This window comes from Streptomyces sp. NBC_01515 (assembly GCF_045040345.1).
Lineage (GTDB): Bacteria > Actinomycetota > Actinomycetes > Streptomycetales > Streptomycetaceae > Streptomyces.
The window spans coordinates 1,421,452-1,439,258 of sequence record NZ_CP109416.1 but is presented as its reverse complement, the minus strand read 5'-3'; the positions used below and the strand labels follow the sequence as shown (position 1 = coordinate 1,439,258).

Annotated in this window: 15 protein-coding genes; 2 read left to right on the top strand and 13 right to left on the bottom strand. The window is 69.1% G+C overall.

Annotated features, from left to right (window positions below; all coding sequences use genetic code 11):
• The 5 genes from OG407_RS06120 to OG407_RS06100 all read right to left on the bottom strand — a co-directional run bounded on the left by OG407_RS06120 (position 1) and on the right by OG407_RS06100 (position 5,579).
• Positions 1-831 (bottom strand): phytanoyl-CoA dioxygenase family protein, encoded by an 831-nt coding sequence (locus tag OG407_RS06120; RefSeq protein WP_405855739.1) that lies wholly within the window; start codon positions 829-831, stop codon positions 1-3.
• A gap of 553 nt (positions 832-1,384) precedes the next feature.
• Positions 1,385-2,335 carry an alpha/beta fold hydrolase gene (locus OG407_RS06115; RefSeq protein ID WP_405855737.1) on the bottom strand — a complete coding sequence of 317 codons (951 nt, stop codon included), beginning with the start codon at positions 2,333-2,335 and terminating at the stop codon, positions 1,385-1,387.
• Positions 2,336-2,345: 10 nt separating this feature from the next.
• Positions 2,346-3,245, bottom strand: coding sequence for a carbohydrate ABC transporter permease (locus OG407_RS06110; RefSeq protein ID WP_405855735.1), 900 nt, complete (start codon positions 3,243-3,245; stop codon positions 2,346-2,348).
• Positions 3,242-4,198, bottom strand: a complete 957-nt coding sequence (locus tag OG407_RS06105) for a carbohydrate ABC transporter permease (RefSeq protein ID WP_405855733.1) — start codon at positions 4,196-4,198, stop codon at positions 3,242-3,244. Before OG407_RS06105 ends, OG407_RS06110 begins: the two co-directional genes overlap by 4 nt.
• 52 nt (positions 4,199-4,250) lie before the next feature.
• Complete coding sequence (locus tag OG407_RS06100) at positions 4,251-5,579, bottom strand: ABC transporter substrate-binding protein (protein ID WP_405855731.1); 1,329 nt, start codon at positions 5,577-5,579, stop codon at positions 4,251-4,253.
• 388 nt (positions 5,580-5,967) lie between these two features.
• Between OG407_RS06100 and OG407_RS06095 the strand changes: the two genes are divergently transcribed.
• Both OG407_RS06095 and OG407_RS06090 read left to right on the top strand, forming a co-directional pair.
• A complete protein-coding gene (locus OG407_RS06095; RefSeq protein ID WP_405855729.1) occupies positions 5,968-6,981 on the top strand; it encodes a hydroxyacid dehydrogenase in 1,014 nt (337 codons plus the stop codon).
• A gap of 110 nt (positions 6,982-7,091) precedes the next feature.
• The gene (locus tag OG407_RS06090) at positions 7,092-8,207 is read left to right on the top strand and encodes a LacI family DNA-binding transcriptional regulator (protein WP_405855727.1); all 1,116 of its coding nucleotides are present in this window, start codon (positions 7,092-7,094) and stop codon (positions 8,205-8,207) included.
• A gap of 137 nt (positions 8,208-8,344) precedes the next feature.
• Here OG407_RS06090 and OG407_RS06085 read toward each other — a convergent pair whose 3' ends face one another.
• The 8 genes from OG407_RS06085 to OG407_RS06050 are packed head-to-tail and all read right to left on the bottom strand — an operon-like array spanning position 8,345 to position 17,804.
• Complete coding sequence (locus OG407_RS06085; RefSeq protein WP_405855725.1) at positions 8,345-9,211, bottom strand: sugar phosphate isomerase/epimerase family protein; 867 nt, start codon at positions 9,209-9,211, stop codon at positions 8,345-8,347.
• Positions 9,208-10,224 (bottom strand): Gfo/Idh/MocA family oxidoreductase, encoded by a 1,017-nt coding sequence (locus OG407_RS06080; protein WP_405855723.1) that lies wholly within the window; start codon positions 10,222-10,224, stop codon positions 9,208-9,210. The genes OG407_RS06085 and OG407_RS06080 overlap by 4 nt, the downstream gene beginning before the upstream one ends.
• A 23-nt stretch (positions 10,225-10,247) precedes the next feature.
• Positions 10,248-11,675, bottom strand: coding sequence for a sugar porter family MFS transporter (locus OG407_RS06075; protein ID WP_405855721.1), 1,428 nt, complete (start codon positions 11,673-11,675; stop codon positions 10,248-10,250).
• A 12-nt stretch (positions 11,676-11,687) separates the two neighbouring features.
• Positions 11,688-12,638, bottom strand: coding sequence for a TIM barrel protein (locus OG407_RS06070; protein ID WP_405855719.1), 951 nt, complete (start codon positions 12,636-12,638; stop codon positions 11,688-11,690).
• Positions 12,639-12,678: 40 nt separating this feature from the next.
• A complete protein-coding gene (locus OG407_RS06065) occupies positions 12,679-14,169 on the bottom strand; it encodes a CoA-acylating methylmalonate-semialdehyde dehydrogenase (RefSeq protein ID WP_405855717.1) in 1,491 nt (496 codons plus the stop codon).
• Positions 14,170-14,182: 13 nt separating this feature from the next.
• Positions 14,183-16,060, bottom strand: coding sequence for a 3D-(3,5/4)-trihydroxycyclohexane-1,2-dione acylhydrolase (decyclizing) (iolD, locus tag OG407_RS06060; protein WP_405855715.1), 1,878 nt, complete (start codon positions 16,058-16,060; stop codon positions 14,183-14,185).
• A complete protein-coding gene (gene iolB / locus OG407_RS06055) occupies positions 16,057-16,935 on the bottom strand; it encodes a 5-deoxy-glucuronate isomerase (protein WP_405855713.1) in 879 nt (292 codons plus the stop codon). Before iolB ends, iolD begins: the two co-directional genes overlap by 4 nt.
• Positions 16,932-17,804 (bottom strand): aldolase, encoded by an 873-nt coding sequence (locus OG407_RS06050; protein ID WP_405855711.1) that lies wholly within the window; start codon positions 17,802-17,804, stop codon positions 16,932-16,934. The genes iolB and OG407_RS06050 overlap by 4 nt, the downstream gene beginning before the upstream one ends.
• Positions 17,805-17,807 lie beyond the last annotated feature (3 nt).

Below are 17,807 nucleotides of genomic sequence, written 5' to 3'. Positions count from 1 at the left end.
TCAGAACTTGAGGTAGTCGGCGAGCTCGGTGTAGTCGACCTGCCACAGGCCCGGGGAGCCCGTCGGGTACTGGGAGCGGAAGCCGAGGAGACGCTGCACGTGCTCGGGCAGCGACCGGGCGAGCTCGCGGTCGACGATGAAGGGGTAGGCCTCTTCGGGGGTGAGGAACCCGGGCTGGATGGCGAACGCAACGCCACGGCGGTAACAGTCCGTGGTGCGGTTGGCGCCGCCGCCGTGGGCGACCTTGCCGTTGATGAACAGGACGTCACCGGCCCGCATTTCGGCCGGGATGGTCATCTCGGGGGTGCCTCGGTCCTCGTAGTCGGGCCAGTGGTTGCTGCCGGGGATGACGCGGGTGGCGCCGTTCTCCTCGGTGAAGTCGGTCAGCGCGATCAGGAAGTTGATCATGACCATCGGGCCGGCCGGGCCCATCCCGATGAACGGGTAGTTGTTCTCCAGGTCCCGGTGGAGGGGCTGGGCCTTGTTCCCGGGCCCGATCTCGATGACCTGGGCCGTCGTCATCCAGTACGAGCCCGACTCCTCGTTGAAGATGGCGTCGGAGAGCGGCTTGACCAGCTCGTGGTCGATGATCTCCTCGCGGAAGGTCCTGCTCAGGGTGACGAGGTTGGTCAGCCGCTTGGTGTTCGTCCCGTGGAAGTCGGCGATGCCTTCCATGTCGTTCTTCGTACCGGGGCTCAGCGCCCGCATCGCGGGCTCGACCTCGGCGTTGAACCGGCTGACCTGGTCGGGGGTGAGGAACTGCTTGATGATCACGCCGCCGTCGTCGGCCACGATCGCGAGGATCTCTTCGACGGGGGTGCTGTTCGGCACTGATCGCAGTGTGACGTTCGTGGTGGTAGCACTCATTGCTGATCATCCCTTTTCGAGCCGAGATGGGTGTGTGTTCGACAGGTGCTGCGCGGCGGTGCGGGCATCGGCCGACCAGGCGTTGCCGCCCTGTCACGACGGATCCGGAGCCCTCCGACGGCAGCTCTGATCAAATGACCGGATCAGATGACCAGAATGATTCACGGCCCTGGGCGTGTCAATGGCTCGCTGCGATTCGCCGAAGGCGGTCCGTACGGGAGGTGAAGTCCGCGGGTTCTGGTGGAGGTTTCGGGCGCGTTGCGGATGCCTCACCGCCTGCCGGAAGGCCACGTCGATGGGCTCTGGCGAACACCGCACAGGGGTTGCCATGGCGGTGAGGCCGCTCGGTGATCTCGTTCTGCGGCTGCGCGGTGAGTTCGGTGGGCAGGACGGTCGGCCGGGGCGCTCCTGTGCCACCGCCCCGCTGTGATCAGTCGCTGAGGAGATCGCGCAGCTGCCGGGCGGTGACGGTGTCGTCAGCGGGCGCCGGGCGCCGTGCGCAGGTGGGCGGTCCGCTTCACGAGCCCGACGCGAAGGTCTCCGTGGTCCAGTCTCCGAGGAGCCGGATCGTCCGCTCCGCCCGCTCCTCGTGGAGATAGTGGCCGGTCCCGGCCCAGTGATCCACACGGGAGCCCGGCACGCGCAGGGTGGTGCGCTCCCAGGTCGCGGCTTCTTCGGACGTCCACACGGTCAGCGCGGGCTGCGGGCGTCGCCGCAGGTACTCCTCGCTGTGCGGGCGGACACCGACCGCGCCCGGGTCGGTGTACATGCCCGCGTATGCCTGGGCGATGACGTGGTCCGGCGTCCCGAGCAGGGTGCGGACATGGGCCGTGCGCAGCCCGGCCGGGGCGTCCGGTGCGAAGGCCCCGGCCACGAAGGAGGCCGCCGCGCGGGCGCCGTAGGCCTGATACTCGGCCAGGCGGCCGGGAATTCCGTCGACCTCGGCTCCGTGTGCGCCGTGCGCCGGGTCGAGGGCGACGACCGACCGTACGGCCCGCGGATGGCGGACGGCGAGCAGGTTGACCACTTGGCCGCCCATGGAATGCCCGACGGCGACCACGGGTCCGGTGCCGAGGGTGGCGACGAGAGCGGCGAGGTCGTCGGCCATCTCCACCGGGGTGTTGCCGTCCTGCGGTACCTCGGAGCGGCCGTGGCCGCGCAGGTCGGGCACCAGGACGCGGAACGTTCCGGCGAGTTCCTCGGCGTGCCGCGACCACTCCCTCCCGTCGCCGCCCCAGCCGTGCACCAGGAGCAGAGCGGGGGCATCGGCAGGGCCGAGACCGGTGCAGAAGAGCCGGATGCGGCCGAGGACAAGGATCTCCGGGAGCGGGTGTTCGCGCCGGCCGGGGGAGTCCTCGGGCTGTGCCGCGACGGCGTGCGGGGCCGCTGCCCGGACGGGGCCGGTCATGGCGGGACCGTCCGTGGCGGCGTCCTTGAGCACTTCGCGATGTCCGGGTGTGTGCGACACGGTCGGTCCTCTACTTGAGGCTGCCCATGAGGATCCCGCTGCGCCAGTACTTCTGGAGCGCGAACATGAAGATCGCCAGCGGAATGATCGACAGCAGGGAACCGGAGAGGACGAGTGTGTTCATGTTCCGGGCGGTCTGTGCCTGCTGCACCCAGGAGAAGAGGCCCAGGGTGACGGGGAAGGTGCGCTCGCCGTTGAGCATGAACAGGGGCAGGAAGAAGTTGTTCCAGATGTTGATGAAGTCGAGCATGAAGATCGTGACGCCACCGGTGCGCATGAGGTTCAGGGCGATCGAGAAGAAGATCCGCGTCTCGCCGGCCCCGTCGATCCGGGCCGCTTCCATCAGTTCGGCGGGCACGGAGCTGTCGGCGTAGACCTTGCCGAGGTAGACGCCGAACGGGTTGATGAAGTACGGGATCAGCACGGCCCAGATCGTGTTCGTGAGCCCGATGTCGGAGAAGACGAGGTACAGCGGGAATGCGAGCAGGGTGCTCGGCAGCAGCGACGCGCCGACGATGACCGCGAACAGGGCGCCCCGGCCCCGGAATCCGAACTTCGAGATGCCGTACCCGGCGGCGAGCGAGATGAAGGTGGAGCCGGCCGCGCCGACGGTGGAGTAGAGGACGGAATTGCCGATCCAGCGCCCGAACACGCCGTCGTGGTAGTTCCAGATCGCCTGGAGGTTGTCGACGAAGTGGTTGCCGGAGAACCAGAGGCCGAAGGTGGAATACAGGTCGGTCTGGTCCTTGGTGGACGACACCAGCAGGAACCACGTGGGCGCGATCGAGTACAGCAGGAAGACGATCAGCAGTCCGGTGGTCAGGGCCGTCGCACCGCGGGTGGGGCGTACCCCGCCACCGGAGGCACCGGCGGCCTTGTTCGGGCGGGCCGCCCGGGAGGCGCTGCTCATGACATCTTCCTGTTCGTGACGCGGTAGAAGACGAGGGCGAGGATGCCGGTGACGACGGCCAGGACCAGCGACTCGGCCGCCGCGTACTGGTAGTCGCCGGTCTTGAACGCCTTGTCGAAGATCTCCATCATCGGCGTGAAGTCGGTGCTGATGGACTCCGGTGCCACATACCTCAGCAGGAGCGGCTCGGCGAACAGCTGCAGCCGGCCGATCAGCGAGAACATGCCGGTCAGCACCAGGATGCCGGTGATGTTGGGCACCTTGACCGACCAGGCGATCCGCCACTCGCGGGCCCCGTCCAGCCGGGCCGCCTCGTACAGCTCGCGGGGCAGCGCCTGCAGCGACGCGGAGATCAGGATCATGTTGAAGCCGATGCCCTGCCAGGTCAGCAGATTGCCCAGCGACAGATAGGTGTTGAGGCCGCCGAACAACGAGAGATGCACCCCCGCGCGGCCGGCGACATCGACGATCGGGCTGATCGTCGGGCTGTAGAGGAACAGCCACATCAAGGTGGACACGACACTCGGCACGACGTACGGGATGAGGAGTCCGGCCCGGAAGAACCGCACCGCCCGCGCGGCCACCCCGTCGAGGAGCAGCGCCAGCAGCAGGGAGATCCCCAGCATGACGGTGATCTGCACGAGCCCGAAGAGCAGCGTGCGCAGCATACTCGACCAGAAGGCGCCGTCGGACAGGATCGCCGAGTAGTTGGAGAAGCCGGAGTAGACGACCTTGGTCGGGCCGAAGCCGAGGCCGCTGCTCTTCTTCTCGTGCAGGCTCTGGCCGAAGGCGTAGGCGATCGGCAGGACATAGGTGAACAGGAAGCCCACGAGGAAGGGCAGGGCGAAAAGTACGCCCTTGTAGGCTCCCTTTCTTCCGCTCCGGCGGCGGGAGGTCCGCCGGCGGGCCGGGGAGCCGGCGGCGACTCGGGGCGGTCGCGTCAGGGTGGACACGGATGTCTCCAGGTGAGGTGCGTGCGGGTGTCGAAGCGGTGCGCGGGGCCGGTCAGCTGCCCGCGACGGCCTTGACGCCCTTGTTCTTCAGGTCGGCGAGGACCCAGTCCTGAAGGTGCGTCAGCATCGCCTTGACGGTGAGCTGCTTCTTCAGGACCTTGCCCCACTGCTTCTGCATCTCGGAGTACATGGCGGCGTAGTCCGGCCCGTACTGCCACTGGCCGCCCACGCGCGAGGCGGCCGTGGTGATCACGTTCGCGCTGTCCGACTTCCCGTTGAACATGTCGGTCGGGATGATCTTGTCGACGTACGGGGAGACGTCGTCGACCGCGGGGAAGAGACCCGACTTGGACGCGGGGTCGGTGAGCGCGGTCAGCGACTCCTTGCTGCTGGACAGCCAGGCCGCGAACTGCGCCGCGCGGTCCGGGTACTTGCAGCCCTTCAGTACGGCCGTCACGTCGAAGTTGCTGGAGGTCCGCGGGTGCGCGGTGTCGAAGAGCGGGGCGTCCGCGAGCTGCCATGTGCCCTTGGACTTGGGGAAGTTGGTGTCGTAGATCGGCAACTGCCAGGTGGACGTGGTCATCAGGATGGTCTTGCCGAGGTCCCAGGTCTTGAAGACGCCCGGATCGGCGTACGAGGCGTTCGACGCGAGGTTGTTGTCGACCAGCTCCTGGACGATGTCGCCCGCCTTCAGTGCCTCGGGCGAGGTGAAGTCGATGGCCCAGTGGTCGCCGTCCACCTTGTACCACTGCGCGTTGGCCTGCCAGGACAGGTCGACCAGGGTGCTCGGGTCCTCGCCCGCCATGTTGAAGATCTTGACGTTCTTGTCCTTCTTCTGCACCGCCTTGCCCGCCGCGATCAGGTCGTCCCAGGTCCTGGGGGCCGAGATGCCGTACTTCTGGAACAGGTCGGCGCGGTAGGCGGTGAACAGCGGGGAGGAGCCGGTGGGGATGCCGTACGTGGCACCGCCGGGACTGACGGAGTTCCAGGCCGGGGCGGTGTAGCTCGACCTGTACTTCGCGGCGATCTTCGTGATGTCGGTGAGCAGCCCGTCGGCGGCGAAGTTCGCCAGGTTCATCCCGTCCATCTTGGACAGGCAGGGGGCGTCGCCGGAGGTCACCGCGGCGCGGAGCTTCTGGTAGACCGTGTCGCCGGCCGCGTTGACGAACTTGATCCGGGTCTCGGGGTGTTCCTTGTTCCAGACCTTGGTCTGGGCCTCGATCCCCTCGGTCCAGCTCCAGAACTCCAGGCTCACCTTGCCCTGGGTACCGGTCTTGGCGGCGGAGTCGGCGCCGCTTCCGCCGGAACAGGCGGCAAGGACGAGGGACAGCGAGAGGGCGGCGGCCGCGCCGGTGACGGATCTCGTGCGGAAGGTACTCATCAGGTCCTCCGGGGAAGGACGGGACAGCGCTGCGATGAGGGGTCGGCGCGGTCGGCTCAAGGAAGGGAAAGGGCTACGGTCCGACATGATTCGGTAACCGTTTACCGTGGGACCGTAGGGCTCAGAGAGGGTTGACCACAAGAGGCGGGAACGCGTGTGTTTCGCCGATCTCTCCTACCGGTCCCTCTGTATGGGCTTTGACCTGGTTATTTGTCGAACCTGTCGAATCCGGCGAGCAGTTGGCGAGCTCCGGGCAGTCGACGGCGGTGCGGCAAGACCCGTTGACCTGTCGACGATTTCGTCCGTAGCGTGGAATACGTTTTCTTCTTGATTCCACTCCACCTCACCACCTCACCACCTCACCACCTCAGGCCGAAGCGGGAGCTCCATGCCCATGCCACCGTTGCCACGCGCCCTGTTCGCCATGGACCCGGTGCACCTCCCCGAACTGTTCCCGCCCCGGCTGATGGCCCGGCTCCAGGAAGTGGCACAGATCGATCCCACCCTGGTCGTACGGGACTTCACCGATCCGGAGTCGGTACGCGCACTGGCCGAGGCGGAGATCCTGATCACCGGCTGGGGCTGTCCGTACATCGGCGCGGACGCGCTGGCCGCCGCACCCCGGTTGCGGACCGTCCTGCACGCCGCGGGCAGTGTGCGCGGCCTGCTCGGTGACGCGGTCTGGGAGCACGGCATCGCCGTCTCCAGCGCGGTACGGGCCAACGCGCTTCCGGTCGCCGAATACACCCTCGCGGCGATCCTGTTCGCCGGGAAGGGCGCCTTCGGCCTGCGCGAACGCTTCCGGACCGAGCACGTCCACCCGGCGCCGGGAGACCACGGGCCGATCGGCAACCTCGGCCGGCGCATCGGGATCATCGGCGCGTCCAGAGTCGGCAGACGACTCCTGGAACTGCTGCGCCCCTTCGACCTGACGGTCACGCTGTACGACCCGTACGTGGACGATGCCGAGGCCGCCGGGCTGGGTGTCGTACGCCTGCCGCTCGACGAGTTGATGCGCACCAGCGACATCGTCAGTCTGCACGCCCCCGACATTCCCGAGACCTACCGGATGCTCGACCGGGCGAAGCTCGCGCTGATCCCGGACGGCGGTGTGCTCATCAACACCTCGCGCGGCGCTCTCGTCGACCCTCTGGCACTCACCGACGAACTGGTCAGCGGCCGGATCGGTGCGGTGCTCGACGTCACCGAACCCGAGCCGCTGCCCGCCGACTCCCCGCTGTACCGGCTGCCGAACGTGTTCCTGACGCCGCACATCGCCGGGTCGCTCGGCAACGAACTGGAGCGCCTGGGCCGCACGGTGGTCGACGAGCTGGAACGCCTCGCCGCGGGCGACGAGCCCGCCCACCGGGTTGTGCGCTCGGACCTCGTCAACAGTGCCTGAGGCCGGTCTTCCCTCGGCCGATCCCAGGATGAGAAAACGTTTACTGGCGGGATGGCGCAGGCTCTCGTCGCTCCCGCTACAAGTGGCTTCCGATGCAGTAGCGTCGAGCTGTGACGGATCAGGAAACCGGAGCTCGTACGACGAGCCCTCGAACCGGGAACGGCAAGCATCTGCGGGGGAACGCCGGACAGGGAAAGCCCAGCACGATCCGAGACGTCGCCGCACGGGCCGGTGTGTCCGTAGCAACCGTTTCCCGGGCCTTGGCCGGCAACTACCCGGTCTCGGAGGAGACCCGGGCCCGCGTCATGACGGCGGTCGAGTCACTGCACTACGTCGTGAACGTCCATGCCAAGGCGCTGTCCGGCCGGGTCGCGGGGCCCGTCGCCCTGGTCATCCAGGACATCACCGGCCCCTCGCTCGCTCATGTCGCCGCCGGGGTCGAGCAAGAGGCCGCCGCCCGGGGCAAGTTGAGCCTCGTCTGTGTCACCCACGGTGACACGGACCGCGAGGACGACCTGGTGCAGCTCATGCGAGAGCAGCACGCGGCGGCAGTGGTCCTCGTGGGCGGAGCGGTTCCGGGCGAGGCCTATCACCGGCGCATGGCGCGGTACGCCACCGCCCTGGACGCCGTCGGATCCCGGCTGGTGCTGTGCGGGCGCCCACCGCTGCCCGAGGGGCCGCCCGTCACGGTGGTGGAGTACGACAACAAAGGAGGCGCTTTCCAGGCCGCCGACCACCTGCTCACGGCGGGCCACCGGCGCATCCTCTTCCTCGGCGGCGAGCCGCTGCTGAGCAGTTCCGAGGAGCGCCGGGCCGGCTATCGCCAGGCTCTGCGGGCCCATGATGTGCCGTATGCCGAGGAGTTGGACAGCTCGGGTCTGTACACCCGCGTCTCGGGCTATCGGCGGACCCGGGACGCCCTGCGCTCCGGACTGGACTTCACGGCGGTTTTCGCCGGCACCGACATGGTGGCCGTCGGCGTGCTCGCCGCCCTCCGCGAGGCCGGTCTGGACGTCCCCGGCGATGTGTCGCTCGTCGGATTCGACGACGTGCCCTTCGCCGGCGACCTGTCCCCGGCGCTCACCACGGTCCGGGTGCCGTACGAGGAACTGGGCCGTACCGCCGTACGTCTGGCACTGGGAAGCGAGGAGCGTCTCGCCGGGGACGACCACGTGGTGCTGAGCACTCAGCTGGTCATCCGCCAGTCCGTGGGCCGGATGCCGTGAGTGCACGGCGTACCGAGGGCGCATGGTCTTCACTGCGGCGCGGGCCACGTACGGGCGGTCGTGACGCGGGCCCCTGGACGGGAGCGGCGCCACGGCCGGCCGATGCGCGTCTCAAGTCGGCCTGATGCGGCGGTTGTTCACACGGTGAGTTCCTTGGTGATGCGGTCGAGCATGAAGGCCGAGGACTCGCGGGCGCGTTCCTCCCAGGCGAAGACGCAGGCCGTGGCCACGCCGTCGAAGTTCAGCTCGCGCAGGGTGCCGAAGAAGGCGTCCCAGTCGACTTCGCCCTGGTCGATGTCGAGGTGCTGGTGGATGCGCGCGGCGGTGCCCGGCGGGTTGAGGATGTAACGCAGGCCGCTGGACCCCTTGTGGTTGAAGGAGTCTGCGATGTGCACGTGCTGGAGCTTGTCGCCGGCGTAGCGCATCATCGCCGCGATGTCCGCCGTCGGGTCGGAGCCCGAGAGGTGGAAGGAGTGCGGGGCGCAGTAAAGGTAGTTCACCCAGGGCTTGTTGATCGCGCGGACGAGGTCGACGGCGGGGGTGTTCTCCTCGCAGAAGTCGTCCGGGTGGGCCTCCAGGTTGAGGGCGATGCCCTCGCGCTCGAAGACCGGGAGCAGTTCCTCCAGCGAGCGCCAGAAGGCGGCCTCGCTCTCGGCGGCGCGCTCGGGTCGGCCGTTGAACTCCGAGTTCATCAGCGGACATTCGAGCTCGGCGGTGATCTCGATCATCCGCTTCCAGTACCGTACGGCGGTCTGCCGCTCGGTCTCGTCGGGCGAGGACCACTTGTACAGCGGGAGCACGGAGGACAGTTGGACGCCATGCGTGCGCAGGGAGTTCTTCAGCTCCGCCACGCGGTCGTCGTCCGCACGCGGGTGCAGGAAGAACGGCATGAAGTCGTCGCGGGGCGACAACTCGATGTAGTCGTAGCCGAGTTCGGCGACCGTGCGCACCATGTCGTCGATGGGCAGGGCGCGGAACATGTAGGGGTCGAGGGCGATCTTCACGCGGCACCTCCGTAGAAGGCGGGTCGGGGCTTGAGGTCGGTGGCGACGACGTGGCCCGACTCCAGGGCCTCGACGGTCGCGCTGGTGATGACGGTGGCCGCGTAGCCGTCCCAGGCCGAGGGGCCGGTGGGCTCGTTGCCGGCGGCGATCCCCGCGATCCACTCGCGGAACTCCGTGTTGAAGGCGTCCGCGAAGCGGCCCACCCAGTCGGTGAGCACCTCCGTGCTGTGCTGCCCCGCGCTCCGTACGCCGACGGCGGCCGGGTCGGGCAAGCGGACGAGCCCCTCCTCACCCACCGCCTCGCACTGGATGTCGTAGCCGTACTGGCAGTTGACGAAGACCTCAAGGTCGATGCGGACGCCCTTGGCCGTCTCGAAGAGCATGATCTGCGGGTCCTTGAGATGCGCGAACCGCTTGCTCGTGGCGCGCGGGGTGACCACCTGGGTGGAGACGATCTCGTCGTCGAGCAGCCAGCGCAGGACGTCCACCTCGTGCACCGCCGTGTCCAGGGCGGCCATGTCGGACGTGTACGACTCCGGGACGGTCGGGTTGCGGTGGGCGCAGTGCACGATCAGCGGCTCGCCGATGCGGCCGGAGTCGATGACCTGCTTCAACTGTCGGTATCCGACGTCGTAGCGGCGCATGAAGCCGACCTGGACCAGGCGGCGGCCGTGTGCCGTCTCGGCCTCGATGATCCGCAGGCAGTCCTCGGCGGTCGTGGCCAGCGGCTTCTCGCAGAACACCGGCTTCCCGGCGGCTATCGCGGTCAGCACGTGCTCGGCGTGGGTCGGACCCCAGGACGTCACGAGCACGGCGTCCACGTCGTCCGCCGCGATCACGGCGGCGCCGTCGGGCAGCACCCGGGCACCGACCGGCGCCGCCGCCTCCTCGGCACGGGCGGCGTCGATGTCGGTGACCGCGGTGACGCGGGCGCCTGTGACGGTGTGGGTGAGGCGCTGGATGTGTTCCTTGCCGATCCAGCCGGCGCCGATGACTCCTACACGTACGGTCATGGTCATTCCTTATGCAGACGAGGTCAGGAGAAGCGCGCCCGGAGTTCGGCTTCGAGGGTTTCGAGGGTGCGGCCCTTGGTCTCGGGGACGTAGAGCTTGACGAAGGTGAACGAGAAGACGCCCGCCACCACGAAGAGGAAGAAGGTGCTGGAGACCCCGATGGCGGAGACCAGGGACGGGAAGACCAGCCCGATCGCGAAGTTGGTCAGCCACAGCACCACGGCCGCGACACCCATCCCGAAGCCGCGCATCCGCATCGGGAAGATCTCCGACAGCATCAGCCAGGTCACCGGCGAGATCGCCCCCTGCTGGAAGGCGAGGAAGGTGACCGTCATGGCGAGCACGGCGAACGCCCGGCCGTCACCGGAAGGCAGCAGTAGCGAGAAGACTCCGATCAGCAACAGGGCTGCTGTCGTGCCGATCTGACCGGTCATCAGCATCGGGCGGCGGTTGCAGCGGCCGAGCAGCCAGATGCCGACGAAGGTGGCGAGCACCGAGATGACACCGTTGGCGATGTTCGCGGTCAGGGCGCTGTCGGCGGTGAAGCCGGCGTCGGTGAGGATCTGGGTGCCGTAGTACATGATCGTGTTGACGCCGGTGATCTGCTGCACGATCGCGATGCCGAAGCCGACGAACATCAGCCGGCGCAGCCACGGTGTGGACTTCATGTCCTGCCAGCCGCCGAGCTTCGCCTGGTCCTCCTTGACGGCGAGCGCGGAGACCTCGGCGAGTTCGGCCTCGGCCCGCTGTTGGGACCGGACCTGCTTGAGCACTTCGAGGGCTTCGGCGAAGCGGGTCTTGGAGGCCAGCCAGCGCGGGCTCTCCGGCATGACCAGCATGCCGAACCAGAGCACGACGGCCGGGATCGTGGCGAGCACGAGCATGTAGCGCCACACCCCGCCGGACTCACCGCCCACCCGCGCGATGACCGCGTTGGAGGTGAAGGCCAGCAACTGACCGCTGACGATCATGAGTTCGTTACGGGTGACCAGCGCCCCGCGCCGCTCGGCGGGCGAGATCTCGGCGAGGTAGACCGGCACGGTCACCGAAGCGCCGCCGACCGCGAGGCCCAGCACGAACCGGGCCACCACCATCACGGCGGTGCTCGGTGCGAGCGTGCAGCCGAGTGCGCCGACGAAGAACACCACCGCGAGGACGAGGATCGTACGGCGCCGACCGCGCGCGTCCGAGAACCGTCCGCCGGTGACCGCGCCCACCGCCGCGCCGAGCAGCAGCGAGCTGGTGACCATGCCCTCGGTGAAGGGGGTCAGGCCCAGGTCGTCGGTCATGTAGGGCAGGGCGCCGTTGATGACGCCGGTGTCGTAACCGAAGAGCAGTCCGCCGAAGGTGGCGATGACAGTGATGAGCCGCAGCCGCCGTGACACCGCCAATGGGGCGTCGTCCGCGAACGCGGTGGCCGGGGCTGTGGTCGTGTCGTCCCTGACGTCCATGGCCACCGCCTCCTATCGGTCGAGGTGCGGGCGGCTGGTACCCGTCAGCCCGCAACCGGCCAGGTGCTCACGCGTGCTGACCGCGATGGGCAAGGGCACCTCGGGGGCGCACGGGTACAGGTCCTGCTCGACGATGACGAACAACTCGGCGTCCAGCCGCGCGAGTTCGGCCACCACGTCGGCCGGATTCGGTACACCCGCGGGAGGTGACACGCACACCCCGCGCTTGACCGCCTCTCCGAACGACAGGTCCTCGACGGCGACTTGGGCCAGCACCTCGGGATCCATCTGCTTGATGTGGACGTAGCCCACGCGCTCGCCGAAGCGGCGGATCAGGTCGAGGTTGTCGCCGCCGCCGTAGGCCACGTGCCCGGTGTCCAGGCAGAGGTTGGTGTAGCGGGAGTCCGACTCGTTGAGCAGCCGCTCGATCTCCGGCTGGGTCTGGATGTGGCTGTCGGCGTGCGGATGGATGACGAGCCGTACGTCGTACTCGTCGAGCAGCAGCTTGCCCAGCCGGTCGGCGGACCGGCCGAAGCCCGCCCACTGGTCGGCGGTCAGCTCGGGCGACTCGGTGAACGCGCCGGTCTTCTCGTCCCGGTACATCGGCGGGAGGAGCACGAGGTGGTGCGCGCCGGCGGCGGCCGTCAGCGCGGCGACCTGCCGGACATGGGCGAGCATCTCGTCCCACGCCTCCGGACGGTGCAGCCCGCCGAACGCGGTGCCGCCGGAGACCTGGAGCCCACGGGCGTCCAGCTCCTCCTTCAGACGCTGCGGGTCGGTGGGGAGATAGCCGTACGGTCCGAGCTCCAGCCACTGGTAGCCGGCCGCGGCCAGCTCGTCGAGGAAGCGGGTGTACGGCACCTGGTGCTCGTCCTCGGGGAACCAGATGCCCCAGGAGTCGGGAGCGGAGCCCAGGCAGAGGTTGCCCGCGACGGTACGGAGGGGAGTTGGCGCCGTTGCCATGGTCGGTCCTTTGCGAAGGAGGGAGGGGGAACTCGGTGGATCAGCTGGACGTGGGGAAGTCGAAGCCGGCGGCGACCTGTTGGGCGGGCTGCGGCCAGCGGGTGGTGACGACCTTGGGGCGGGTGTAGAAGCGGATGCCCTCGGGGCCGTGGATGGGGGAGTCGCCGATGAGGGAGTCCTTCCAGCCGCCGAAGGAGTAGTACGACATCGGCACGGGGACCGGCACGTTGACGCCGATCATCCCGACCGTGACCTTGCGCTGGAAGCGGCGCGCGGCCTCACCGGAGGCGGTGAACAGGGCGGTTCCGTTGCCGTACGGGTTGGCGTTGATGACGGCGATGGCCTCGTCGAGGGTGTCGACGCGGACGATCGCGAGGACCGGGCCGAACAACTCCTCCTTGTAGGCGTCCATGTCGACCGTGACGTGGTCGAGGAGGGAGGGGCCGGTGAAGAAGCCGTCCTCGTGGCCGTCGATCTTCAGCCCGCGCCCGTCCACGACGACGGTGGCGCCCTGCGTGGCGGCGGTGCCGACGGCGTTCTCGACGCGTTCCTGGGCGGCCTTGGTGACCAGCGGTCCCATCTCCACGCCCGGGGCGTCACCGGGACCGACCTTTACCTCGCGGGCCTTGCGCTCCAGCACCTCCACCAGGCCGTCCGCCGCGTCACCCACGGCCACGGCGACGGAGACGGCCATGCAGCGCTCGCCGGCCGAGCCGTAGGCGCCGGCGGTGATGTGGTTGGCGGCGAACTCCAGGTCGGCGTCGGGGAGGACGACTGCGTGGTTCTTGGCTCCGCCGAGGGCCTGGACGCGCTTGCCGGCCGAAGTGCCGTGCTCGTGCACGTACTTGGCGACCGGCGTCGACCCGACGAAGGAGACGGCGGCGATGCCGGGGTGGGTGAGGATCGCGTCGACCGCGTCCTTGCCGCCGTGCACGACGTTGAAGACCCCGTCGGGCAGCCCGGCGCGCTGGTACAGCTCGGCGACGAAGTTCGCGGCGGAGGGGTCGCGCTCGCTGGGCTTGAGGATGAACGTGTTGCCGGTCGCGATGGCGATGGGGTGCATCCAAAGGGGCACCATGGCGGGGAAGTTGAAGGGTGTGATGCCCGCGACGACGCCCAGCGGCTGGCGGAAGTTGTGGACGTCGATGCCGCGGGAGACCTGGTCGGAGAAGGACCCCTTGAGGACGTCGCCGAGTCCGCAGGCGAATTCGACGACCTCACGGCCGCGGGTGATCTCGCCGCGTGCGTCATCGACGGTCTTGCCGTGTTCGGCGGAGATGATCCGGCCCAGCTCCTCCTCGTGCTCGACGAGCAACTGCCGGAAGGCGAACATCACTTGGGTGCGCTGGGTGAGAGACGACTCGGACCAGGTCTCGAAGGCCCGCGCGGCGGCCGTGACGGCGGTGTCGACGTCGGCGGTCCCGCCGAGGACCACCTGGGCCTGCTGTCGTCCGGTGGCCGGGTCGAACACCGGAGCGGTGTCCGTGCCGGGGACGGCCGTGCCGTCGATCCAGTGCTGAATGGTCTTCACGGGTGGGGTGTCCTTACAGGTAGTGGCGCTGGGCCTGCTTGTGGGCGGCGTACGTCTCGTGCGCGGTCCGGGTGGTCTCCAGGGCGGAGGTCTGGCTGACGGGGACGTCCCACCAGCCGTGGCCCGGCGGGTTGGGCCCGTACAGGTCGGTCTCGACGTGGACGACGGTGGTGCGGCTCGCGGCCTTCGCCTTCTCCATCGCCGTACGGAACTCGTCGACGGAGGTGGCGTGCAGGACGTCCGCGCCGAGCGAGGAGGCGTTGGCGGCGAGGTCGACGGGGAGGACGTCTCCGTCGAGCAGGCCCGAACCACCGTTCCGGAAGCGGTAGTTGGTGCCGAAGCGCTGCGAGCCGAGCGACTCGGACAGCGCGCCGATCGAGGCGAAGCCGTGGTTCTGGACGAGGACGACGATGACCTTCAGGCCCTCGGAGACCATGGTCACGATCTCCTGAGCCATCATCAGATACGAGCCGTCGCCGACGAGTACGACGACCTCGCGCGAGGGGTCGGCCATCTTGGCGCCGAGGCCGGCGGCGATCTCGTAGCCCATGCAGGAGTACGCGTACTCGACGTGGTACGCCTTCGGATCCCGTGCCCGCCACAGCTGTTGCAGATCGCCGGGCAGGGAGCCGGCGGCGTTGATGACGACGTCACGGTCGCCCAGTACGTCGTTCAGCGCGCCGAGGATCTCGGTCTGGGCGGGCAGCGGACCGTGGCCCACGGTGAAGCAGGCGTCCTCGATCTCTCTTGTACGGGCGATGAGTTGACGGGTTCGCTCGCGGTACTCCGGTGCGACCTCCCAGCCCTTCAGGGCTCCCGCGAGGGCTTCGATGCCGAGCCGGGCGTCGGCCACCAGTGGCTCGGCGGAGTGCTTGACCGCGTCCAGGCGGGCGACGTTGAGGTTGACGAAGGCGACGTCCGGGTTGCCGAAGACGGTGTGGCTGGCGGTGGTGAAGTCGCTGTACCGGGTGCCGATGCCGAGGACGACGTCGGCCTCCTTCGCCAGTTCGTCGGCCGCGTAGGAGCCGGTCGAGCCGATGCCGCCGACCGCGCAGGGGTGGTCCCAGGGGACGGCGCCCTTGCCGGCGTGGGTGTCGGCGACCGGAATGCCGGTGGCCTGGGCGAAGGCCCGCAGCTGGGTCTCGGCGCCGGAGTAGACGACACCGCCGCCCGCGACGATCAGCGGCTTGCGTGCCTTGCGCAGCAGCCGTACGGCCCGCTCCACGGCGGCGGGCTCCGGCACCGGGCGGCCCACGTGCCACACCCGGCGCCGGAAGAACGCGACCGGCCAGTCGTATGCCTCGGCCTGCACGTCCTGCGGCAGGGCGAGGGTCACGGCGCCGGTCTCCACAGGGTCCGTCAGCACCCGCATCGCGGCCAGCGCGGCCGGGATCAGCTGTTCGGGCCGGGAGATCCGGTCGAAGTACTTCGATACGGCCCTGAAGGCGTCGTTGACGGTGACGTCCCCGCCCCGGGTGTCCTCCAACTGCTGGAGCACCGGGTCGGCGGCGCGGGTCGCGAACATGTCGCTGGGCAGCAGGAGAACCGGTATGCGGTTGGTCGTCGCGAGGGCCGCGCCGGTGATCATGTTCGTCGAGCCGGGGCCCGTCGAGGCGGTGCAGGCGAAGGTGGCCAGCCGGTCGCGCATCTTCGCGTAGGCCACCGAGGCGTGCACCATGCCCTGCTCGTTGCGGGCCAAGTAGTAGGGCAGGTCGGCCTCTTGGGTGACGGCGGCCTGAAGCAGCGCCTGGCCGATGCCGGCCACGTTGCCGTGCCCGAAGATGCCCCAGACGCCGGGGATGAGGCGCTGTTCCTGGCCGTCGCGCTCGCTGTACTGGTTCGCGAGGAAGCGGACCAGCGCCTGGGCGGTGGTGAGTCGTAGGGTGGTCATCGCTGCGTGAGTCCTTCGAAGGGCAGGCGGTCGTCGACGTCCTGGGACTCCCAGGTCTCCCGCACCCATCCGTGGGCGGGGTCGTCGCAGATCAGCCAGGCGCGGTCCTGGCCCGGACCGGCCATGACGTTGAGGTAGTAGAGGTCGTAGCCGGGCGCCGCGATCGACGGGCCGTGCCAGCCGTGCGGGATCAGCACGGTGTCGCCGGAGCGGACCTCGGCGAGCACGTCGATCGGCCGGTCCTGTGTGCCGTAGACCCGCTGATAGGCGAAGCCGTCCTCGCCCGCGACCTGGAAGTAGTAGATCTCCTCCAGCTCCGACTCCTGGCCCGGCCGGGCCTCGTCGTGCTTGTGGGGCGGGTAGGAGGACCAGTTGCCGCCCGGGGTGAGGACCTCGCACACCAGGAGCTGCTCGGCCTCGAACGTGCCGGGCAGGCAGTAGTTGTTGACCTGCCGGGAGCACGCGCCGGCGCCGCGCAGTTCGACCGGCACGTTCTTTTGGGGCCCGTACCGAGCGGAGAGTGAGCTCCGCTCGGTACGGGCGGAGGGCAGCGCGAACGTCCCGCCGTCCGCGCTGCTGATCAGGGCCACCGACTCGCGGGGGAGGTAGGCGAAGTCGGTGGCGGAGGCGAACACGCTTGTCCGGCCGGTGAGTTCGAAGGCCGTGCCGTCCGTGCTGACGGTGCAGGATCCCGTCAGCGGCAGGACCAGGAACTCGGAGTCCCCGGTGGACAGGGTGTGCGCCTGGCCCGGCCTCAGGGTCAGGATCCTGAGGCCGGAGTGCCCCCAGCCCGCCGACTCGGGCGTGACCAGGAGATCGTAGGGGCCGTCGGCCGAAGTCCCGCTGGGCAGATGGTACTTGCTCGTGTCCGTCACAGCAGGCTCACCGCCCGGTCCACGGCGCCGGCGATGTCGCCGTCCGAGGGGTAGAGCAGGGAACGGCCGACCATCAGGCCCTGCGCGGTGGGGAGTTTGAGGGCCTTGCCCCAGGAGGCGAAGGCCGCTTCGGGGTCCCTGACCTCGCCGCCGAGGAGGAGCGCGGGGAGGGTGGAGGAGGCCAGGACGCGTTCCATGCCGTCGACCACGGGCAGCTTGAGCCAGGTGTAGGCGGTGCGGCGGCCCAGGCCCGAGGCGATGGTGACCGACTTGACGACGGCGTCCGTCGAGAGGTCGTTGCGGATCCGGCCGTTCTGCCAGGAGGAGAGGAACGGCTCGATCATGGCGATGAGTTGACGGTCGTTCAGCTCGTTGACGGCGCGGGCGGTGTTCTCCAGGACGGAGGGTGTCGCGGGGTCGTCGAGGGCGATACGGGTGAGCATCTTGCCGCCGTCGAAGCGCATCGCGGCGATGGTCTCGGCGTCGTAGCCGGTGAAGCGGTCGTCGATCTCGAAGACCGAACCGGCAAGGCCCGCGCGGTTCATGGAGCCGAAGACACTCTTGCCGTCCAGGACGCCGAGCAGCAGCAGGTCCTCCAGGATGTCGGCGGTGGCCAACACCCCGGTGACGCCCGGCCGTTCGAGCGCGGTGCACAGGCGGTCGAGGAGTTCGAAGCGGTCGGCCATCGCGGTGGGGTCGGCGCCGACGCCGTTGGCGCCGCGGGCCGGGTGGTCGGCCGCGACGATCATCGCCTTGCCGTGGGCGCCGAGGAGCGAGGTGGCTTTCACGCGGCGTGCTGCCGCCGTCGCGATGGCGCCGGGGTCGTTGACCCGGGCCTCCACGATCCGGCCCACAATGTCGGACGGCACGTC